Below are 16,289 nucleotides of genomic sequence, written 5' to 3'. Positions count from 1 at the left end.
CTGATTTTATAATAACAAGTTTATCATGAGAGGGAAGATGAATCACATGGAAAACCAAGGAGGAGTGAATAATTCTTGAATATAGCTGAACTAAAAGAAGAAATCATTCGTTATAGTAAGACGATTGGAATAGATAAGATTGGATTTACAACTGCATCAACCTTTGATGGTTTGCGGAATAGATTAATGAAACAACAAGAGCTAGGATACCAATCGGGTTTTGAAGAGCCTGATATAGAAAAGAGAGTCAACCCTGCACTATTGATGGATCAACCGATGTCGATTATTAGTATTGCCCTAGCTTATCCAACAAAGATGAGAGATCGCGTAGTGAGTAAACCGGGTGAGAGAAGAGGTATTTTTTGCCGTGCTTCTTGGGGAGATGACTATCATTTAGTGTTGAAGGATCGGCTAAGTAAGTTAGAAGCCTACTTGGAAGAGCTTGTTCCTGATGTCCGATTTACATCAATGGTCGATACAGGTGCTTTATCTGACCGTGCTGTAGCTGAGCGAGCCGGTGTAGGGTGGAGTGGAAAGAATTGTTCTATTTTTACACCTGAATTCGGCTCTTACGTCTATTTAGGTGAAACCATCACAAATATTCCTTTTGAACCGGACGAGCCACTAGAGTCAAAGTGTGGGACTTGTACGAAATGTATTGATGCTTGTCCTACAGGTGCACTCGTTCAAGGCGGGCAACTAAATGCGCAACGTTGTATTTCCTTTATTACGCAAACAAAAGGATTTATGCCCGATGAGTTTCGCGAAGAATTAGGGAATCGAATTTATGGCTGTGATACTTGTCAAACGATTTGTCCAGAAAATAAAGGCAAGGATTTTCATTTTCATGAAGAAATGGAGCCAGATTCAGAAATAGTCAAACCTTTATTAAAACCAATACTTTATATGAGCAATAGAGAGTTTAAGGAGAAGTTTGGTCGTCTTTCTGGTTCGTGGAGAGGGAGGAAACCTATTCAGAGAAATAGTATTATCGCTCTAGCTCATTTTAAGGATGAATCAGCTGTGGGAGATTTAATCATGTTAATGAAAAAAGACCCACGGCCAGTAATTAGAGGAACAGCAGCATGGGCATTAGGGAAAATTGGAGGAGAAGAGGCAGAAAAAGCCTTACAAGCAATGCAAGCTACAGAAGAGGATCCCGAAGTCCAAGAAGAAATCGAAAAAGGTTTAAAGATGTTTAATCCTATTATGTAGTATGTGAGAAAGTAATGCGATTACTTTCTCTTTTTTTATCGTTAAACCCCTTTTATGAACATATGCATGTTAATGGAGGGAGTGATAAGATGAAAGAACAATTGCAAGAACTATTAGAAAAAAGGGTCAGGCAATGTGTCAGCAATGAGAGAGAATCTATTCATACTTGTATGAAGATAAAAAATAAAAAAAGAAGTTTAGAAAAAAGGGGAGCAAGTATCGTAAAGGCAAAGGCAATTGGAAAAATTAAAGGAGAGCCGCACATACAAGAAGATAGTAAATATATTTCGTATATGGCTCATTTTCAATATTTAATTAAGCAAGGAAAGACTTTTTATATTGAAGAAGAGGTAGAAGAACGAGTGGCTGAGTTTTATAAAGAAACGCTCGTTGAGGATAAAGAAAAGTTGGTTCTTTATGATCAAGACACGGTTGATACGGTTGATATCTTAGAGGAAGATTCGCGTTCTTCTTATCCATTTCATTATGACCGCAGAAAAGCGGTACAATATGCAGAAAAATGGTGGAATAGCCATAATCCACAGTTTCATGCATTTGAAGTCGATTGTACGAATTATATCTCTCAATGTCTACATGCAGGAGGAGCCCCGATGCGCGGATTTCCAGCAAGGGGAACGGGTTGGTGGATGCGCAGTAAAAATTGGAGCTATAGTTGGAGTGTAGCTCATTCTATGCGTATGCATTTGGCTAACTCCACAATTGGATTACGAGCGAAAGAAGTGGAGCGTCCTGAGGAATTATTGCTAGGAGATGTCATTTGTTATGATTTTCAAGGAGATGGTCGTTTTGACCATACGACGATTGTGACGGCTAAAGATGAACAGAAGATGCCGCTTGTAAATGCCCATACGACTAATAGTCGCAAACGTTATTGGGATTATGAAGATTCTACCGCTTATACAGAAAATATTAAATATAAATTCTTTACGATTTATGATGCCTAGCACTTACCTTTCGTAATGAGCTGAAGAAGTGTATAATAAGAGCGAGATATTATAATAGAGGTGAACAGTTAGTGTCAGTGAATGTTGTTTTATATCAACCAGAAATTCCAAGCAATACAGGTAATATCGCTCGTACTTGTGCAGCTACTTATACAACGCTTCATTTAATTCGACCATTAGGGTTTTCAACGGATGATAAGATGTTAAAAAGAGCGGGTTTAGATTATTGGACGTATGTAGATATTGTTTATTATGATTCGTTAGAAGAATTTTTAGAGAAAAATAAAGACGGCGAATTTTTCTTGTTAACAAAACATGGGAAACAACCGCATACTACTTTTGATTATAGTGATCAATCAAAAAATTACTTCTTTATCTTTGGAAGGGAAACAACTGGCTTACCAAAGGAATTTATTCAAGCGAATCTAGATCGAGCTTTAAGAATTCCTATGAATGAGCATATGCGCTCATTAAATTTATCAAACACAGCAGCTATTTTGATTTATGAAGCCCTTCGTCAGCAAGGGTATCCACGAATGAGCTAGCGTGAATAAGAAGGTCTGCTCTTACATATGGCAAGATCTTCTTTTTATATACTAATGTTTTTACATAGGGGAGATGAGATTATGAATGAAATGATTCAATTGATGAAAGACCATCGTTCAGTACGCCATTTTGAGGATAAACGTTTAACGAAAGAGCAAATTAAGGAGATTGTGACAGCCGCTCAGTCTGCTTCTACTTCAAGTTTTGTACAAGCGTATTCTATTATAGGTGTTTCCGACCAACAGAAGAAGGAAAAGTTGGCCGAATTGGCAGGAAACCAAGGGTTTGTTGCAGACAGTGGCCATTTCTTTGTGTTTTGCGCAGATCTTCATCGTCATGAAGTCATTGCAGAACTAGAAGGGATAGATTTAACTGAGTCCATTGAAAGTACGGAAAAATTTATGGTAGCTTTGATCGATGCAGCCTTAGCAGCAGAAAACGCAAGCTTAGCAGCTGAATCCATGGGTCTTGGCATTTGTTATGTTGGTGGCTTACGGAATCAACTTCAAGAAGTAAGCGAAGTATTAAAAACACCTGATCATGTGATACCACTTTTCGGACTAGCAGTTGGGTACCCAGCGAAAAGGAATGCGCAAAAGCCGCGTTTACCAATGGATCATATTTATCATGAAAATGAATATGAACAGGACAAGGACCTATATATTCAAGAATTACAAGCATACAATGAGGTGATCTCTGCTTATTATAAAGAACGAACAGCAGGTAAGCGTGATGACACTTGGACAAGTCAGATTGCCGGTATGTTTGAGCGTAAAAAGAGAATGTACATGAAGCAATTTGTTCAAGAAAAAGGTTTAGATAAACGATAAAAAAACTGCGGGAGTTAGACTCTCGCAGTTTTTTTGTGTTAGTACATATTATTTAATGTGCTTACCAGGCTTATCATCATAGCCCGCTGTGAAAATTGAAACTAAAAATGCCACCATCACACCTAAAATTAGGACTGTACCCATTATGTATGGCCTCCTTTTTCCTAAAAATAGAAACACAACATATAACTTTATTATATCCTAATAAATTTAAATAGTGAATGCAAATCATGGATATTATTGGACAGTTCTGCATAGGAATGTGTATTAGATATTAGCGTTATTCAAGACCCACTTTACACAGATCTTGGGGGATGGATAATCTAATGTTGTTTTTATTTGTAAAGCCCTTTAATCGACTAAATTTTTTGTCATTTGTTTTCGGTAAGCATGTTTGTTTTTCTTCAAGCATAGATTGTAATAATCGTCTCTGATAATGTGACAGGGGGAGGTCCATATGGATATTCTAAAAAAAGTGGAGTTGTATAGACGAGAAGAGGAAAAGTTGAAATGGGAAGGGACTTTTGGAGAGTACTTAGAAATCATAAAAGAAAAGCCATGGGTTGCCCAGTCCGCACATTCACGGGTTTATAATATGATTAAAGACGCTGGTGTTAATGATGTGAAAGGGCAGAAAACATATGAATTCTTTAGCAATCAATTATTTGGCCTAGAAGAGTCATTAGAACGACTTGTCGAAGAATATTTTCATCCGTCGGCGAAAAGATTAGATGTGAGAAAGCGGATATTATTATTAATGGGGCCGGTAAGCGGCGGGAAGTCAACCCTTGTGACGATGTTAAAGAGAGGGTTAGAAGCCTATTCATTAACAGATAGAGGAGCGGTATATGCCATTAAAGGCTGTCCAATGCACGAGGACCCACTTCATCTTATCCCACATCATTTGCGCAAAGACTTTTTAGATGAATATGGAATTAGAATTGAAGGAAATTTATCACCACTCAATATGATGAGGCTTGAACAAGAATATAATGGAAAAATTGAAGAGGTAATAGTCGAAAGAGTGATGTTTTCTGAAGATAAGCGGGTAGGGATTGGTACATTTAGCCCCTCTGACCCTAAATCGCAAGACATTGCTGATTTAACAGGAAGTATAGACTTTTCCACAATTGCCGAATATGGTTCCGAATCTGATCCGAGAGCTTATCGATTTGATGGGGAACTGAATAAGGCCAATCGCGGTATGATGGAATTTCAAGAAATGCTCAAATGCGACGAAAAATTCCTATGGCATCTCTTATCATTAACGCAAGAAGGAAACTTCAAAGCAGGTCGGTTTGCCTTAATATCAGCGGATGAATTAATTGTTGCTCATACAAATGAAACGGAATATCGTTCGTTTATTAGTAATAAGAAAAATGAGGCATTGCATTCACGGATTATTGTGATGCCAATTCCATATAATTTGAAGGTAACTGAGGAAGAGAAAATTTATGAGAAAATGATTTTTGAAAGTGATGTGTCAGATGTTCATATTGCTCCCCATACATTAAAAGTTGCTGCTATGTTTACCATATTAACGAGAATGAAGGATCCAAAAAAAGGCGATATTGACTTAGTTAAGAAGATGCGTTTATACGATGGTGAAAGTGTAGAAGGGTTTAATCGTGCAGACGTTGAAGAAATGAAAAAAGAACATGCAGATGAGGGAATGAGTGGCATCGACCCACGTTATGTAATCAATCGTATTTCCTCTACCATCATTCGTAAAGAGATGGCGTCGATTAATGCCTTAGATGTATTAAGGTCATTAAAAGAGGGATTAGATCAACATCCATCAATTACTGCTGAACTGAAAGAACGTTATTTGAACTTTATTTCACTTGCTCGAAAAGAATATGATGAAATAGCGAAGAAAGAAGTGCAAAAGGCATTTGTTTACTCTTATGAAGAATCAGCGAAAACATTAATGGAGAATTACCTTGATAATGTTGAGGCTTATTGCAATAAGGCTAAACTAAGAGACCCACTTACTGGAGAAGAAATTAATCCAGATGAAAAACTAATGCGCTCGATTGAAGAGCAAATCGGGATCTCAGAAAATGCTAAAAAAGCGTTTCGTGAAGAAATTCTCATTCGTATTAGTGCTTATGCTAGAAAAGGTAAACGTTTTGATTATAATTCGCATGATCGCCTACGTGAAGCTATTCAAAAGAAATTATTTGCTGACTTAAAGGATGTAGTCAAAATTACAACTTCTTCAAAAACACCGGATGAACAACAATTGAAGAAGATTAATGAAGTAGTCGCACGTCTTATTGATGAACATGGCTATAATTCCACATCTGCGAATGATTTACTTCGTTATGTGGGTAGTCTATTAAATAGGTAAACCGCCCAGTCTATTGTTTAAAAAAGACAGAAATAGGGTATTTAAACAATAGAGGTGACGAATATGTCAAAAGAAGAAAAAGTACCGGAAAATAGCTCAATGGCAAGCAATGAAGAAGAAATAGAAACTCTTGGAAAAGAAATGGAACAAATGAAATCGAAAGAAGAATTGAATGAAATGCAAAAAACACCTGATCCTAAACAGGAAGTTGGTAAGCGAAAATTATAAAAGGTACAAACAATGAAAAAAGCAATGGACCCCATTGCTTTTTTCATTATATTCAATTTTGTATGAGTTAAACGATGGATGATAGATAGTAATCGCCCAACTTTAATAATTGTCTAAATAATATGTAAATAATTCTGTTTTAAAGCATAGGATAGAGTAATCAACATTTTTTGATCCTAGCTATAAGTAAACATTTTCAGGTTAGCAATGGACACTCGTCATATTGTATGTTTTTTGGTGAGATATGTGAATGAATTCCGTAAAATCCTTAAAGTTTTTATAAACAAAAAAGGAGGGCAAATGAGAATGACCGAAAAAAATCAAAACCATCAGTTTGTCGTGTCACAGGAAGATTGGTCCCTCCATCGTAAAGGGCATGATGATCAACAACGCCATCAAGAAAAAGTACAGGATGCCATCAGAAACAATTTACCTGACCTGATTACAGAAGAAAACATTGTCATGTCTAATGGCCGTGATGTCGTTAAAATACCGATTCGTTCCTTAGATGAATATAAAATTCGCTACAATTATGATAAGAATAAGCATGTCGGTCAAGGCGATGGCGATAGTCAAGTTGGTGATGTAGTAGCGAGAGATGGGTCAGGTCAGAAAGGGCAAGGTAAAGGCCAAGGTGCAGGCGATCAAGCGGGTGAAGATTACTTTGAAGCGGAAGTCTCTTTAATGGAAATTGAGGAAGCGTTATTTAAACAATTGGAGCTACCGAACTTAAAGAAAAAGGAACAAGATCAAATTGTCGTTGAGAATATTGAGTTTAATGATATTCGCAAAACTGGTCTTATGGGGAATATAGATAAAAAGAGAACAATGATGTCAGCATTTAAGCGAAATGCGATGCACGGGAAATCAGCTTTTCACCCCATTTATCAAGAAGACTTAAAGTTCAAGACTTGGAATGAAGTCGTGAAGCCTGAATCGAAAGCAGTTGTGCTAGCGATGATGGATACAAGTGGATCGATGGGTATCTGGGAGAAATATATGGCGAGAAGTTTCTTCTTTTGGATGACTCGGTTTTTACGAACGAAATACGAAACGGTAGAAATTGAATTTATTGCGCATCATACTGAAGCAAAGGTAGTATCAGAAGAAGATTTCTTTTCTAAAGGTGAAAGTGGCGGCACAATTTGTTCGTCTGCTTATCGTAAAGCATTGGAGTTAATTGATCAAAAGTATAACCCAGTCAGATATAATATATATCCATTCCATTTCTCAGATGGGGATAATTTAACTTCAGATAATGCAAGATGTGTAAAACTTGTTGAGGAGTTAATGAAAGTATCAAGTATGTTTGGCTACGGGGAAGTGAATCAATATAACCGTTCACCCTCTACACTTAATCGTGGATTTTCTAGTATAAGAAATCCACTATTCAAACACTATATACTAAAAGAAAAAATTGATGTCTTTAAATCTCTACAATATTTCTTTAAAAAAGAACGTGAGACCAACCATGCAGCAGTCTGATGGTGGTCATATTTTTAAATATACATTTAAAATAAACTCGTCTTTCTTTGTCATTTCAAGTGTTCTAATATATGTCACCTTTTCAAGAACTGACTTTAAGAGTTGGTTCTTTTTTTCTGCGTTATCTAATTCATAATACGTATCAATCAGATTGATTAATTTAGGAATAACTTTTTCTTTTTTATCGTGTTGTTGTTTCAATACTTGTATTTCAGAACAAATTACCTGTTTTTCTGTTTCTATTGTTTTAATTTTTTTACTTAAATGATTTTGTCTTTCTATAAAAGTATCAATCGAGTAAATTCCTTTTTCAAGAAGATCATGTTGATTGTTTTTTTGTTGTATAAGATTATCATGTTCTTTTGATTTACTAGTCAAGGCTTTTTCATATTCTTTAATTAACTCTAATGATAAAATGTCCTCTTTTTTATCTTCGAGCACATTGAAGTCCTTTAAATATTGTTTTAGAATTTCTAGCAAGTTTTTTTCAACTAAGTTAAAGCTTGCCCCTTTTTGCACACCTTTACATGATGGAGATGCGCACCGCAAGGAAGAACTTGGTCTGTTTTTACGCGGTTGATTCCACATAGTTTTACCACAAACACCGCACTTTAAAATTCCTGCTAAAGGATTGGATAATTTCCTTGAAGATACTGTTGATGGCCTGTACCTTCCAGTGTGGGCTATATTGGCTTTTTCAAAAACCTCTTGTGTTATTAATGGCTCGTGAGCATTGTAGGTTATATTCCATTCTTCTCTGGGTAATTTCTTTTTTTGATACTTGCCGTTTTTTTTCTTGTACTTTACTTTCCCCCAAATTATATGGCCAAGATATACCTCATTTTTAACTATTGCGGTTATAGTAGATGGAGACCAAAAATTACGATCTTTATTGGGTGGAGATACACCAATTTTATCTAGTTCCTCAGCGATAAAGTTTCTACCATGTCCATTGCACATCATATGGAAGATTTTTTTCACTACCCATTCAGTTTCTGGATCTGGGTATAATCTTAATTTATCATCTCTCAAATATCCGTAAGGTGGTTTTTTGGTAATGGATTTACCTTCTTTTGTTGAGTTAACTCTTCCATTTTGTAGTCTGCGTGTAATGGCTTTTAATTCTTGTCTAGCAACTAGTGACTTGATACTAAAAACGAGTTCCCATGATTCATCATCTGGATCATAGTAGTCATTTAAAGTAATTAATTTTGTACCCGAGTATCTAAAGGCCCTATCTAACAATCCTTGATCCAGCATATCACCACGACCTAAACGATCCATATCAATAACAACCACAGCTTCTATCATTCCATTTTCAATACGCCTTAATAAATTTTGTATTTTAGGTCTTTCAGATATATTTTCACCTGTGACAATTTCCTCGTGAATTTCTTGTATTTTATGTTGTTCATTTTTACATAGAGCAAGTAATTGGTTTCTATGCTTTGATAACGTATCATTTGAACCTGGATTATTTCTTTCTTCTTCAATATCTTTTCGGCTCTTTCTTAAATAAATATCAACATCAAGCCCAAACGGTCTACCCATTTATATCACGATTTCTTACAATATTTAATGGTTCAAAATAAATAGTATGATTATCAGTATGAACATATTTACCATATTTATTAAAATAAAATTGAATGGTTTCTTCATAGAATTCTTCAGTGATATTAAGAAAGTCAATTACTTCATATTTGGTTAAACACCCTGCTTCTTTTGCTTCTATAAGTTGTTCTAAAGAGAAAATTTTATTGTATCCCCATTCTCTTCCTCTGTTCTCTTGCTTGATATCATTTAATGTATTTTGCTTTACAATAACCCCAACTGTTTTAAAATGATGACCAATTTTTTCAGCTAGAATACAGTATTTGTTTACTTCAGTAATACTTTTATCAATTAAAATCTTCCCATCGTGATATAGTCCTTTTAAATCGTAATCAAGGTTTGTTTCCTTTATATGAATACTTTGTTCATACTCACTAAGAAGAATTTCGTAAGGTGACATTTATTAACCTCCTATAAACAAATTAAAATTCTTTTTTAAATACATCGTCAATGTATTTTAATATTTCATCCATTTTTTTGTCAGAAATTTCTCCTTGTTTTTCTAAGTGAGCTGCTATAGTACGTGCTTTTAAATCGTTTTCATTTTTATTACTCTCTATATCCTCATCCTTAATAATATCTCCAGACTCAATTTTTTGAGCTACAGTAAACAATGTTTGAGGGGTTACATTTAATGCGTTAGCATAATTATTTATGTCAATTTCATCTAATGATCTAATTTGATTTTCATGACCAGAAATAGAATTTTGTTTTAATCCTGTTTTTTTACTCAATTCAGTTTGGGTTAAGCGCCTATATTTTCTAATGTATTTAATTGCTGGACCAAGAATGTTATGGTTCATTTTTTTATATCCTCCTAAACATTGGTATCATGGGCTTATTGTATAATAAAATATCTCATACTGCAATCTTTTTATTGCACAGTGAGATATTTTTGTGGTTAATTGCTTGTTTAATATCTCACAGCGTGATATTATCATGTCATACAAACCAACGGAGGTGATAGAACATGACAAAAACGGAACTTAAAAAAATTCATCTTAAACCTAAAAAAATTCTTAAAAAGGAACGTCTCGCAAAAGATTATTCTGTTACTTCTATGGCCTTATTAATCGGCGTAAATCGAAATCAGTATAGAGCAAAGGAGTTAGGGGAAGTTCCTTTTACTGATTATGAAATAAAGATAATTTCAACCGAATTAGGCTTGCCAATAGAGTATCTTTTTTTTATAGACTAATATCTCGCAATGAGATAGTTATACTTTACCTGCACTAGAAAGCATATACATTTAACAAGGAGGTTGAATTAATGGATACACCTAAGAAAGAGCATAAGGTTAATAATTGCACAGTGATTATCCATTCGCCACTTGTTGAAATGAGTGATAAAGAGAGAAAAAATTGGTTTCAGAATGAACTAGAAAGAAAGGGTTCACTAGTAAATCAAATAATGGATACATTGCAAAGTGTAGCTCCATAAAAGCCAGATAGGCTTTCTCTTTTTACCCATTATGCGAAATTTGATGAACGAAATGAGTTCTAACTTAAAGGAGGTGAGCATAGTGAAAATTCAGCCTAAGCACTGGTTATCAATGTCGCCAGCTGATCGTTACATTGCCATCTGGATTAAAGCTAAAAGGAGCTGAAAGCATTGAGCATTCACAAAGCATTAATAGGTTCGGTTGTAGATGGGGATTTTCATACTACCCAAGATGGAATCGAGTATTCCACTAATATTCGTGAAATCGTCACAGTTGGTTACATGCTAGAAAATTGTATTGAGGAGGAATAAAAATGAGTGCAGTAGCTGTTCAGTTGTTCGAGGAAAATCAAGAGCTTATCTTTACAGCTATTAGAGTGAATTTTAAGGATTTTGGAAAGGCTCATAGAATTGCTGGTATTAACAATATGGAATTAGATGATCTTATTCAAGTCGGACAAGAGACCTTATGGAAGTTGTGCCTAAAAGAAGATGAAACGATGAAGGAAAAATTTAAAGGTTATGCCTATAAATCCATTCGTTGGATGATCTTCAATGAACTTCGTATTAGAGGACTTCCTATTAAAACTAATCTAAGAGTTTCAGTAGAAGATAGAAATAAGCTACAGTTTCATTCTATTGATCTCTACGTGAAAAAGGAATCAAAAGTAATAAACGATTACTTCGCTAATGATTATGCTACTGACGTTGAATATGAAGTGATGAACAGACTTGCCATAAAAGATTTACTAATATATCTAAGCGATTTAGAAAAGTTCATTTTTATCCACATAGCAGAAGGATATTCGGAACGTGAAATTGGCGAAAAGATTGGGAGAAGTACGACTTGGGTCAATAAGAAGAAGCGTGCTTCCATAGCAAAATTAAAAGAAAGGAGACATAAAAATGCCTACTGTGAAAAAAGTTACTGATTATCCACTTGAAGATGCTTATGGGTTGGAAATTCAAGAAGGTGATGTATATTGGCTCTTTGGAAAGACAATCGTCAGTGATTTGAATCTTAAAACTTACTTAATTGAAGAACACAATATGGAGTGCTTCCGTGCAATGGAATAGGAGGTTTTTATGAATCGAGAATTAGTTATGCCCAAGGATTTTGAACAAGCTTCAGCTCTAAATGAATGCTGCTTGAGTTGTTTAAGCAGAGCACGCTTAGAACTATCTAGAGATAACATCGTTGATGCTGAACGCTGGGTAACTGAATATCATCGCTGTAAAAGGGACTTGGATAAATTAATAGACAAAAGAAAGCACTATAACAAAATGAAAATTTTATCTGAGGACCTGAAGAGAAAAGGTATAAAAGTAGAAGTCATAAAAAAACTCACTGCTACCAACAGTGAGAAGAAAAAATAATAGATTCACATTTTACTATAACATGTTTTGGGGGTTAAGGGAATGCCAAACAAAAACATTGATTTTCCATTATCTGAATTAGCTAACGGTGCTATTCAAGAAAAGTTAGATCATGAATTAGAAAAAGTATTTAAAAATATTCATGACCTGAATACGAAAGCAGAGGACAAGCGCACTATCACGATAAAAATAGAGTTTGTTCCTGATGAAAACCGTCAAACAGTGAAAGTAAGTTCAAATATTTCTTTGAAGCTTGCAAATGTTAAAGATGTTTCGACTACTGTTCTTACTGGTGTAGACATCTCGAATGGAAAAATAGAAGCCAGAGAGCTTAAATCAGGTACACCTGGTCAAATGTACTTTGATGATGATTTAACTCAGAAAACAGATGTGGGCGTTCCCGTTGATGTTATTGAGCGCGAAGAAAATAGAAAAATCATTAACCTACAAAATAACAGGGGGTAAGTAAATCATGATTAAAGAAGCACTTCAATTTTTAGTGAATTTGTCCATTAAACCAAGTTCTCGTGTGGTAAACATTGTTGATTCCAACGGTAATGATCGTAAGTTTGTTATTGATAGTGAGGGTATATCTAGGGAAGTTAAGCCAGTAATTTCCCGTACAGATGAAGCATTGGAGATTAATACACTGACGGGTTTAATTGGTTATATCAAAGCGAATCTTGAAAGAAGCACTTCTAAATTTTATTTACAAGTTTTTGATGAGAAAAATGTCTTTCTAAAAGGAGTACTGGATAGCGAAGGTGAGAGAGAGACATTAGTACATGTAAGTGCAATTGTTCCAAAATTTTCTTATGGTTCATTCCATGACGCTGAAGAACTCATTATTGCATTTCAGTCTAAATTTACACAAACAGATGACAGAGATATTTTACTGAAAGTAATAGGTAATGTAAAAGAAGAAAATGTTCGTACTACTGGTGACACTGGTATTGCACAAGCAGTCACTATTAAAACCGGTGTTGCTTCTGCAAATGATGTAATCGTGCCAAACCCTGTTGGGTTAGCTCCATATCGAACGTTCTTAGAAGTAGAACAACCAACAAGTAGTTTTATATTCCGCATGAAAGATGGACCAAGAGGTGCAATCTTTGAAGCTGATGGAGGAGCGTGGAGAAATGCTGCCATCCATAATATTTGCGAGTTTTTAGCAGAGGAATTAGCAACCGAAATCGACAGTGGAAGAATCACAATAATTGCGTGATTGGGGATATGATGATGATAAAAATTAATAAACTCGAAATAGAAAATGTAAAGCGTGTCAAGGCAGTAAAGATTGAGCCGACTGCCAACGGACTTACTGTTATAGGCGGTAATAATGGACAGGGAAAAACAAGTGTACTAGATTCGATTGCTTGGGCATTGGGTGGTAATAAACACCGCCCTAGCCAAGCAGAACGGGAAGGAAGTGCTGTTCCTCCATATCTACACATTGTTTTATCCAATGGACTAGTTGTTGAAAGGAAGGGAAAGAATAGCGATTTAAAGGTCATTGATCCGAATGGTGAAAAGGGCGGGCAGCAATTATTGAATAGTTTTGTCGAAGAGCTTGCTATTGATTTACCTAAATTTATGAACTCTACAAGCACTGAAAAAGCAAAAATATTGCTTCAAATTATTGGTGTGGGTGACAAATTACATGAGTTAGAAAAGAACGAACAGGAAATTTACAACCGTCGTCATACTATTGGGCAGATTGCAGATCAAAAAAAGAAATATGCCAAAGAACAACCTTACTTTCCTGATGCACCAAAAGAACTTATATCTGCTTCAGATATGATTCGCCAACAACAGGAAATACTGGCAAGGAATGGTGAAAATCAACGTAAACGTGAACAGCTAACAAGCCTCGAATATAGATACACTCAACAAGCAGCTGAAATCGAGCGTATGAAGAAGCAACTGGCAAATGCTGAAATGGAACTTTCTAAAACAGCAAATGATCTAGAGATTGCTAAAAAATCTGCTTTAGATTTACATGATGAATCTACTGAAGAACTTGAAGCAAATATTCAACATATTGATGAAATCAATCGCAAGGTAAGAGCGAATCTTGATAAAGATAAAGCTGAATCAGATGCAAGTGATTACCGTATGCAGTATGAAAAGTTAACTAATGAGATTAATGAGGTAAGGAAGCAAAAATCTGATTTACTGCAAAAATCTAATTTACCATTAGAAGGCTTATCAGTTGCAGAAGGTGAGCTTATCTACAATGGTCAGAAATGGGACAACATGAGTGGTGCTGATCAGTTGCGTGTATCTACTGCAATTGTTCGTAAGTTAAAGCCTTCGTGTGGATTCATCCTTTTAGATAAGTTAGAACAAATGGATATGGTGACGTTGAATGAGTTTGGTCAATGGCTTGAGCAAGAAGGATTACACGCTATTGCTACAAGAGTTTCAACGGGTGAAGAATGCAGTATCATCATTGAAGATGGCTATGTAGCAGGTCAAGAGAGGATCGCTTCACCTCCAGTTGAAACACCGAAAACTTGGAAAGCAGGTGAATTTTAATGGAAGTCATTAGTGGAAAGATTGAGAAAAAGAAAAAGGTTGTTCTATATGGACCAGAAGGAATAGGTAAGTCGTCATTGGCTTCCCAATTCCCTAAACCAATCTTTATAGATACAGAAGGTTCAACAACTGAACTCACTGTTGACCGGTTGCCTAAGCCAAATAGTTGGACAATGCTCAATCAGCAAGTAGATTGGGTGAAGCAACAAGTAGGGCGATTTGAAACGTTAATCATCGATACAGTCGATTGGGCAGAAATGCTGTGTATTGAATCCGTATGCTCTACCCATAACAAAAAGGGGATTGAGGATTTTGGTTATGGTAACGGTTATGTTTATGTAAAAGAAGAATTTGGTAGATTCCTAAATAAATTGAGTGATGTAATTGATATGGGTATTAACGTTGTTTTAACAGCTCATTCACAGATTGTGAAATTTGAGCAGCCTGATGAAATGGGTTCGTATGATCGGTATCAGTTGAAACTTGGTAAAAAGACAAGCTCGCAAACAGCTCCATTAGTAAAGGAATGGGCTGATATGGTTTTATTCATTAACTACAAAACTTATAGTGTTGCGACTGACGATAAAGGCAAAAAACATAAGGCGCAGGGTGGAGTTAGAACAATATTTACCACTCATCATCCTGCATGGGATGCAAAAAACAGACATGATCTACCTGAAGAAATGTCGTTGGATTATGCCAATATTGCTCATATTTTTAACTCTATGCAACAGCCGCAAGTTCAACAACAAACTGCACCTACAAGCCAATCTCAGCAACAGTCGCAACCGCAACAGGAACAGGCGTCACAAATTCCAGATCCATTAAGCGCAGCAATGCCGCCTGTTGTTGATACTTCTGGAACTACTATAGATCAAGCTATACCGCAAAGTTTAAGAGATTTAATGACAATGCATGGAGTATCTGAAGAAGAAATTCAGATTGTAGTTAGCCAAAAAGGATATTATCCGATGGGTACCCCTATCGCTAATTATGACCCGGGCTTTGTTAATGGTGTTCTTGTAGGTGCGTGGGAGCAAGTGCATGGCATGGTGCAAAATTTTAGAAATAGTATTCCATTTTCGTAATTTACTAGGAGGTTACAAACATGAATAACGAGAGAGAATTAGGTTGGGATGATGAAATAGAAAAGGATGGTAGTGATTTTATTTTACTACCTGAAGGTGATTACGATTTTACAGTTAAGAAATTTGAACGTGCTAGGTTCCAAGGTAGTGAAAAAATGCCTGCATGTAATCAAGCAAAGTTAGAATTAACAATACACTCGCCAGAGCATGGAGACGTAACTATATTTCATAATTTATTTCTTCATACCAAGACAGAAGGTTTACTTTCAAATTTCTTTGCCGGCATTGGTCAAAAGAAAAAAGGTGAAAGATTGCGTATGAACTGGAACGCTGTTATTGGTGCAAAGGGGCAGTGCTTTATTGAACATAACAAATATATGGTCAAAGGTGAGGAAAGAATAAATAACCAAGTGAAAAAGTTCTATCCATATGAAGAAGTGACGGGGCAACCGCAGCAAAATAATCTGCAACAACAAGGATACCAGCAACAGCAGCAAAACCAAGGATATCAGCAACAACAAAATTATCAACAACAGAGTACACAACAGCAACAGACACCATTTCCTATGAATAATCAACAACAGGGTAATTTTACACCCGGACAGTTTTAGGA

General features: G+C 35.7%; 21 protein-coding genes. 18 read left to right on the top strand and 3 right to left on the bottom strand.

Annotation, left to right across the window (positions count from 1 at the left end; all coding sequences use genetic code 11):
* The first annotated feature begins 75 nt into the window (after positions 1-75).
* The 7 genes from queG (at position 76) to yhbH (ending at position 7,622) form a co-directional block, all read left to right on the top strand.
* Positions 76-1,215: a tRNA epoxyqueuosine(34) reductase QueG gene (gene queG / locus MKX29_RS01455; protein ID WP_341103542.1), complete on the top strand. Its 1,140-nt coding sequence runs from the start codon at positions 76-78 to the stop codon at positions 1,213-1,215.
* Positions 1,216-1,304: 89 nt separating this feature from the next.
* Positions 1,305-2,180, top strand: coding sequence for an amidase domain-containing protein (locus MKX29_RS01450; protein WP_341103539.1), 876 nt, complete (start codon positions 1,305-1,307; stop codon positions 2,178-2,180).
* 71 nt (positions 2,181-2,251) lie between these two features.
* Positions 2,252-2,725 carry a tRNA (uridine(34)/cytosine(34)/5-carboxymethylaminomethyluridine(34)-2'-O)-methyltransferase TrmL gene (gene trmL, locus MKX29_RS01445; protein ID WP_095369981.1) on the top strand — a complete coding sequence of 158 codons (474 nt, stop codon included), beginning with the start codon at positions 2,252-2,254 and terminating at the stop codon, positions 2,723-2,725.
* Between the two features lie 81 nt (positions 2,726-2,806).
* Positions 2,807-3,556, top strand: a complete 750-nt coding sequence (gene nfsA / locus MKX29_RS01440) for an oxygen-insensitive NADPH nitroreductase (protein ID WP_224939052.1) — start codon at positions 2,807-2,809, stop codon at positions 3,554-3,556.
* A gap of 457 nt (positions 3,557-4,013) precedes the next feature.
* Positions 4,014-5,909 (top strand): PrkA family serine protein kinase, encoded by a 1,896-nt coding sequence (locus tag MKX29_RS01435; RefSeq protein WP_251161254.1) that lies wholly within the window; start codon positions 4,014-4,016, stop codon positions 5,907-5,909.
* A gap of 63 nt (positions 5,910-5,972) precedes the next feature.
* Positions 5,973-6,137 carry a hypothetical protein gene (locus MKX29_RS01430; RefSeq protein WP_341103535.1) on the top strand — a complete coding sequence of 55 codons (165 nt, stop codon included), beginning with the start codon at positions 5,973-5,975 and terminating at the stop codon, positions 6,135-6,137.
* A gap of 306 nt (positions 6,138-6,443) precedes the next feature.
* On the top strand, positions 6,444-7,622 hold the full coding sequence (yhbH, locus tag MKX29_RS01425) for a sporulation protein YhbH (protein ID WP_341103534.1): 1,179 nt from the start codon (positions 6,444-6,446) through the stop codon (positions 7,620-7,622).
* 6 nt (positions 7,623-7,628) lie between these two features.
* On the opposite strand, the gene MKX29_RS01420 is transcribed toward yhbH, so the two are convergent.
* From MKX29_RS01420 to MKX29_RS01410, 3 genes are read right to left on the bottom strand one after another with little or no spacing between them, the layout of a single operon-like run.
* Positions 7,629-9,173 (bottom strand): recombinase family protein, encoded by a 1,545-nt coding sequence (locus tag MKX29_RS01420; RefSeq protein ID WP_341065690.1) that lies wholly within the window; start codon positions 9,171-9,173, stop codon positions 7,629-7,631.
* On the bottom strand, positions 9,166-9,633 hold the full coding sequence (locus tag MKX29_RS01415) for an ImmA/IrrE family metallo-endopeptidase (RefSeq protein ID WP_341103532.1): 468 nt from the start codon (positions 9,631-9,633) through the stop codon (positions 9,166-9,168). The genes MKX29_RS01420 and MKX29_RS01415 overlap by 8 nt, the downstream gene beginning before the upstream one ends.
* A 22-nt stretch (positions 9,634-9,655) precedes the next feature.
* Positions 9,656-10,036, bottom strand: coding sequence for a helix-turn-helix domain-containing protein (locus MKX29_RS01410; protein ID WP_341065695.1), 381 nt, complete (start codon positions 10,034-10,036; stop codon positions 9,656-9,658).
* Positions 10,037-10,203: 167 nt separating this feature from the next.
* Between MKX29_RS01410 and MKX29_RS01405 the strand changes: the two genes are divergently transcribed.
* From MKX29_RS01405 to MKX29_RS01355, 11 genes are all read left to right on the top strand, one after another.
* Positions 10,204-10,431: a helix-turn-helix transcriptional regulator gene (locus tag MKX29_RS01405; protein WP_341065697.1), complete on the top strand. Its 228-nt coding sequence runs from the start codon at positions 10,204-10,206 to the stop codon at positions 10,429-10,431.
* Positions 10,432-10,502: 71 nt separating this feature from the next.
* Positions 10,503-10,673: a hypothetical protein gene (locus MKX29_RS01400; protein ID WP_341065698.1), complete on the top strand. Its 171-nt coding sequence runs from the start codon at positions 10,503-10,505 to the stop codon at positions 10,671-10,673.
* 171 nt (positions 10,674-10,844) lie between these two features.
* Complete coding sequence (locus MKX29_RS01395; RefSeq protein ID WP_341065700.1) at positions 10,845-10,985, top strand: hypothetical protein; 141 nt, start codon at positions 10,845-10,847, stop codon at positions 10,983-10,985.
* 2 nt (positions 10,986-10,987) lie between these two features.
* Positions 10,988-11,605, top strand: a complete 618-nt coding sequence (locus MKX29_RS01390) for a sigma-70 family RNA polymerase sigma factor (RefSeq protein WP_341103531.1) — start codon at positions 10,988-10,990, stop codon at positions 11,603-11,605.
* Positions 11,580-11,750 (top strand): YqaI family protein, encoded by a 171-nt coding sequence (locus tag MKX29_RS01385; protein WP_341065702.1) that lies wholly within the window; start codon positions 11,580-11,582, stop codon positions 11,748-11,750. The genes MKX29_RS01390 and MKX29_RS01385 overlap by 26 nt, the downstream gene beginning before the upstream one ends.
* Before the next feature lie 9 nt (positions 11,751-11,759).
* The gene (locus tag MKX29_RS01380; protein ID WP_341065704.1) at positions 11,760-12,050 is read left to right on the top strand and encodes a hypothetical protein; all 291 of its coding nucleotides are present in this window, start codon (positions 11,760-11,762) and stop codon (positions 12,048-12,050) included.
* Between the two features lie 42 nt (positions 12,051-12,092).
* Positions 12,093-12,515: a replication terminator protein gene (locus MKX29_RS01375; protein WP_341065706.1), complete on the top strand. Its 423-nt coding sequence runs from the start codon at positions 12,093-12,095 to the stop codon at positions 12,513-12,515.
* Between the two features lie 7 nt (positions 12,516-12,522).
* Positions 12,523-13,275 (top strand): hypothetical protein, encoded by a 753-nt coding sequence (locus MKX29_RS01370; protein ID WP_341065707.1) that lies wholly within the window; start codon positions 12,523-12,525, stop codon positions 13,273-13,275.
* A 14-nt stretch (positions 13,276-13,289) separates the two neighbouring features.
* Complete coding sequence (locus tag MKX29_RS01365) at positions 13,290-14,588, top strand: AAA family ATPase (RefSeq protein ID WP_341103529.1); 1,299 nt, start codon at positions 13,290-13,292, stop codon at positions 14,586-14,588.
* Entirely contained in the window at positions 14,588-15,676 is a 1,089-nt protein-coding gene (locus MKX29_RS01360; protein WP_341065711.1) for an ATP-binding protein, read from the top strand. The genes MKX29_RS01365 and MKX29_RS01360 overlap by 1 nt, the downstream gene beginning before the upstream one ends.
* Positions 15,677-15,696: 20 nt before the next feature.
* Complete coding sequence (locus MKX29_RS01355) at positions 15,697-16,287, top strand: hypothetical protein (protein ID WP_341065713.1); 591 nt, start codon at positions 15,697-15,699, stop codon at positions 16,285-16,287.
* The last annotated feature ends 2 nt before the right edge of the window (positions 16,288-16,289 follow it).

This window comes from Cytobacillus sp. FSL R7-0696, from assembly GCF_038006865.1.
GTDB lineage: Bacteria > Bacillota > Bacilli > Bacillales > Cytobacillaceae > Cytobacillus > Cytobacillus kochii.
The sequence above is the reverse complement of the archived record's forward strand: the minus strand, read 5'-3'. Positions and strand labels throughout refer to the sequence as shown.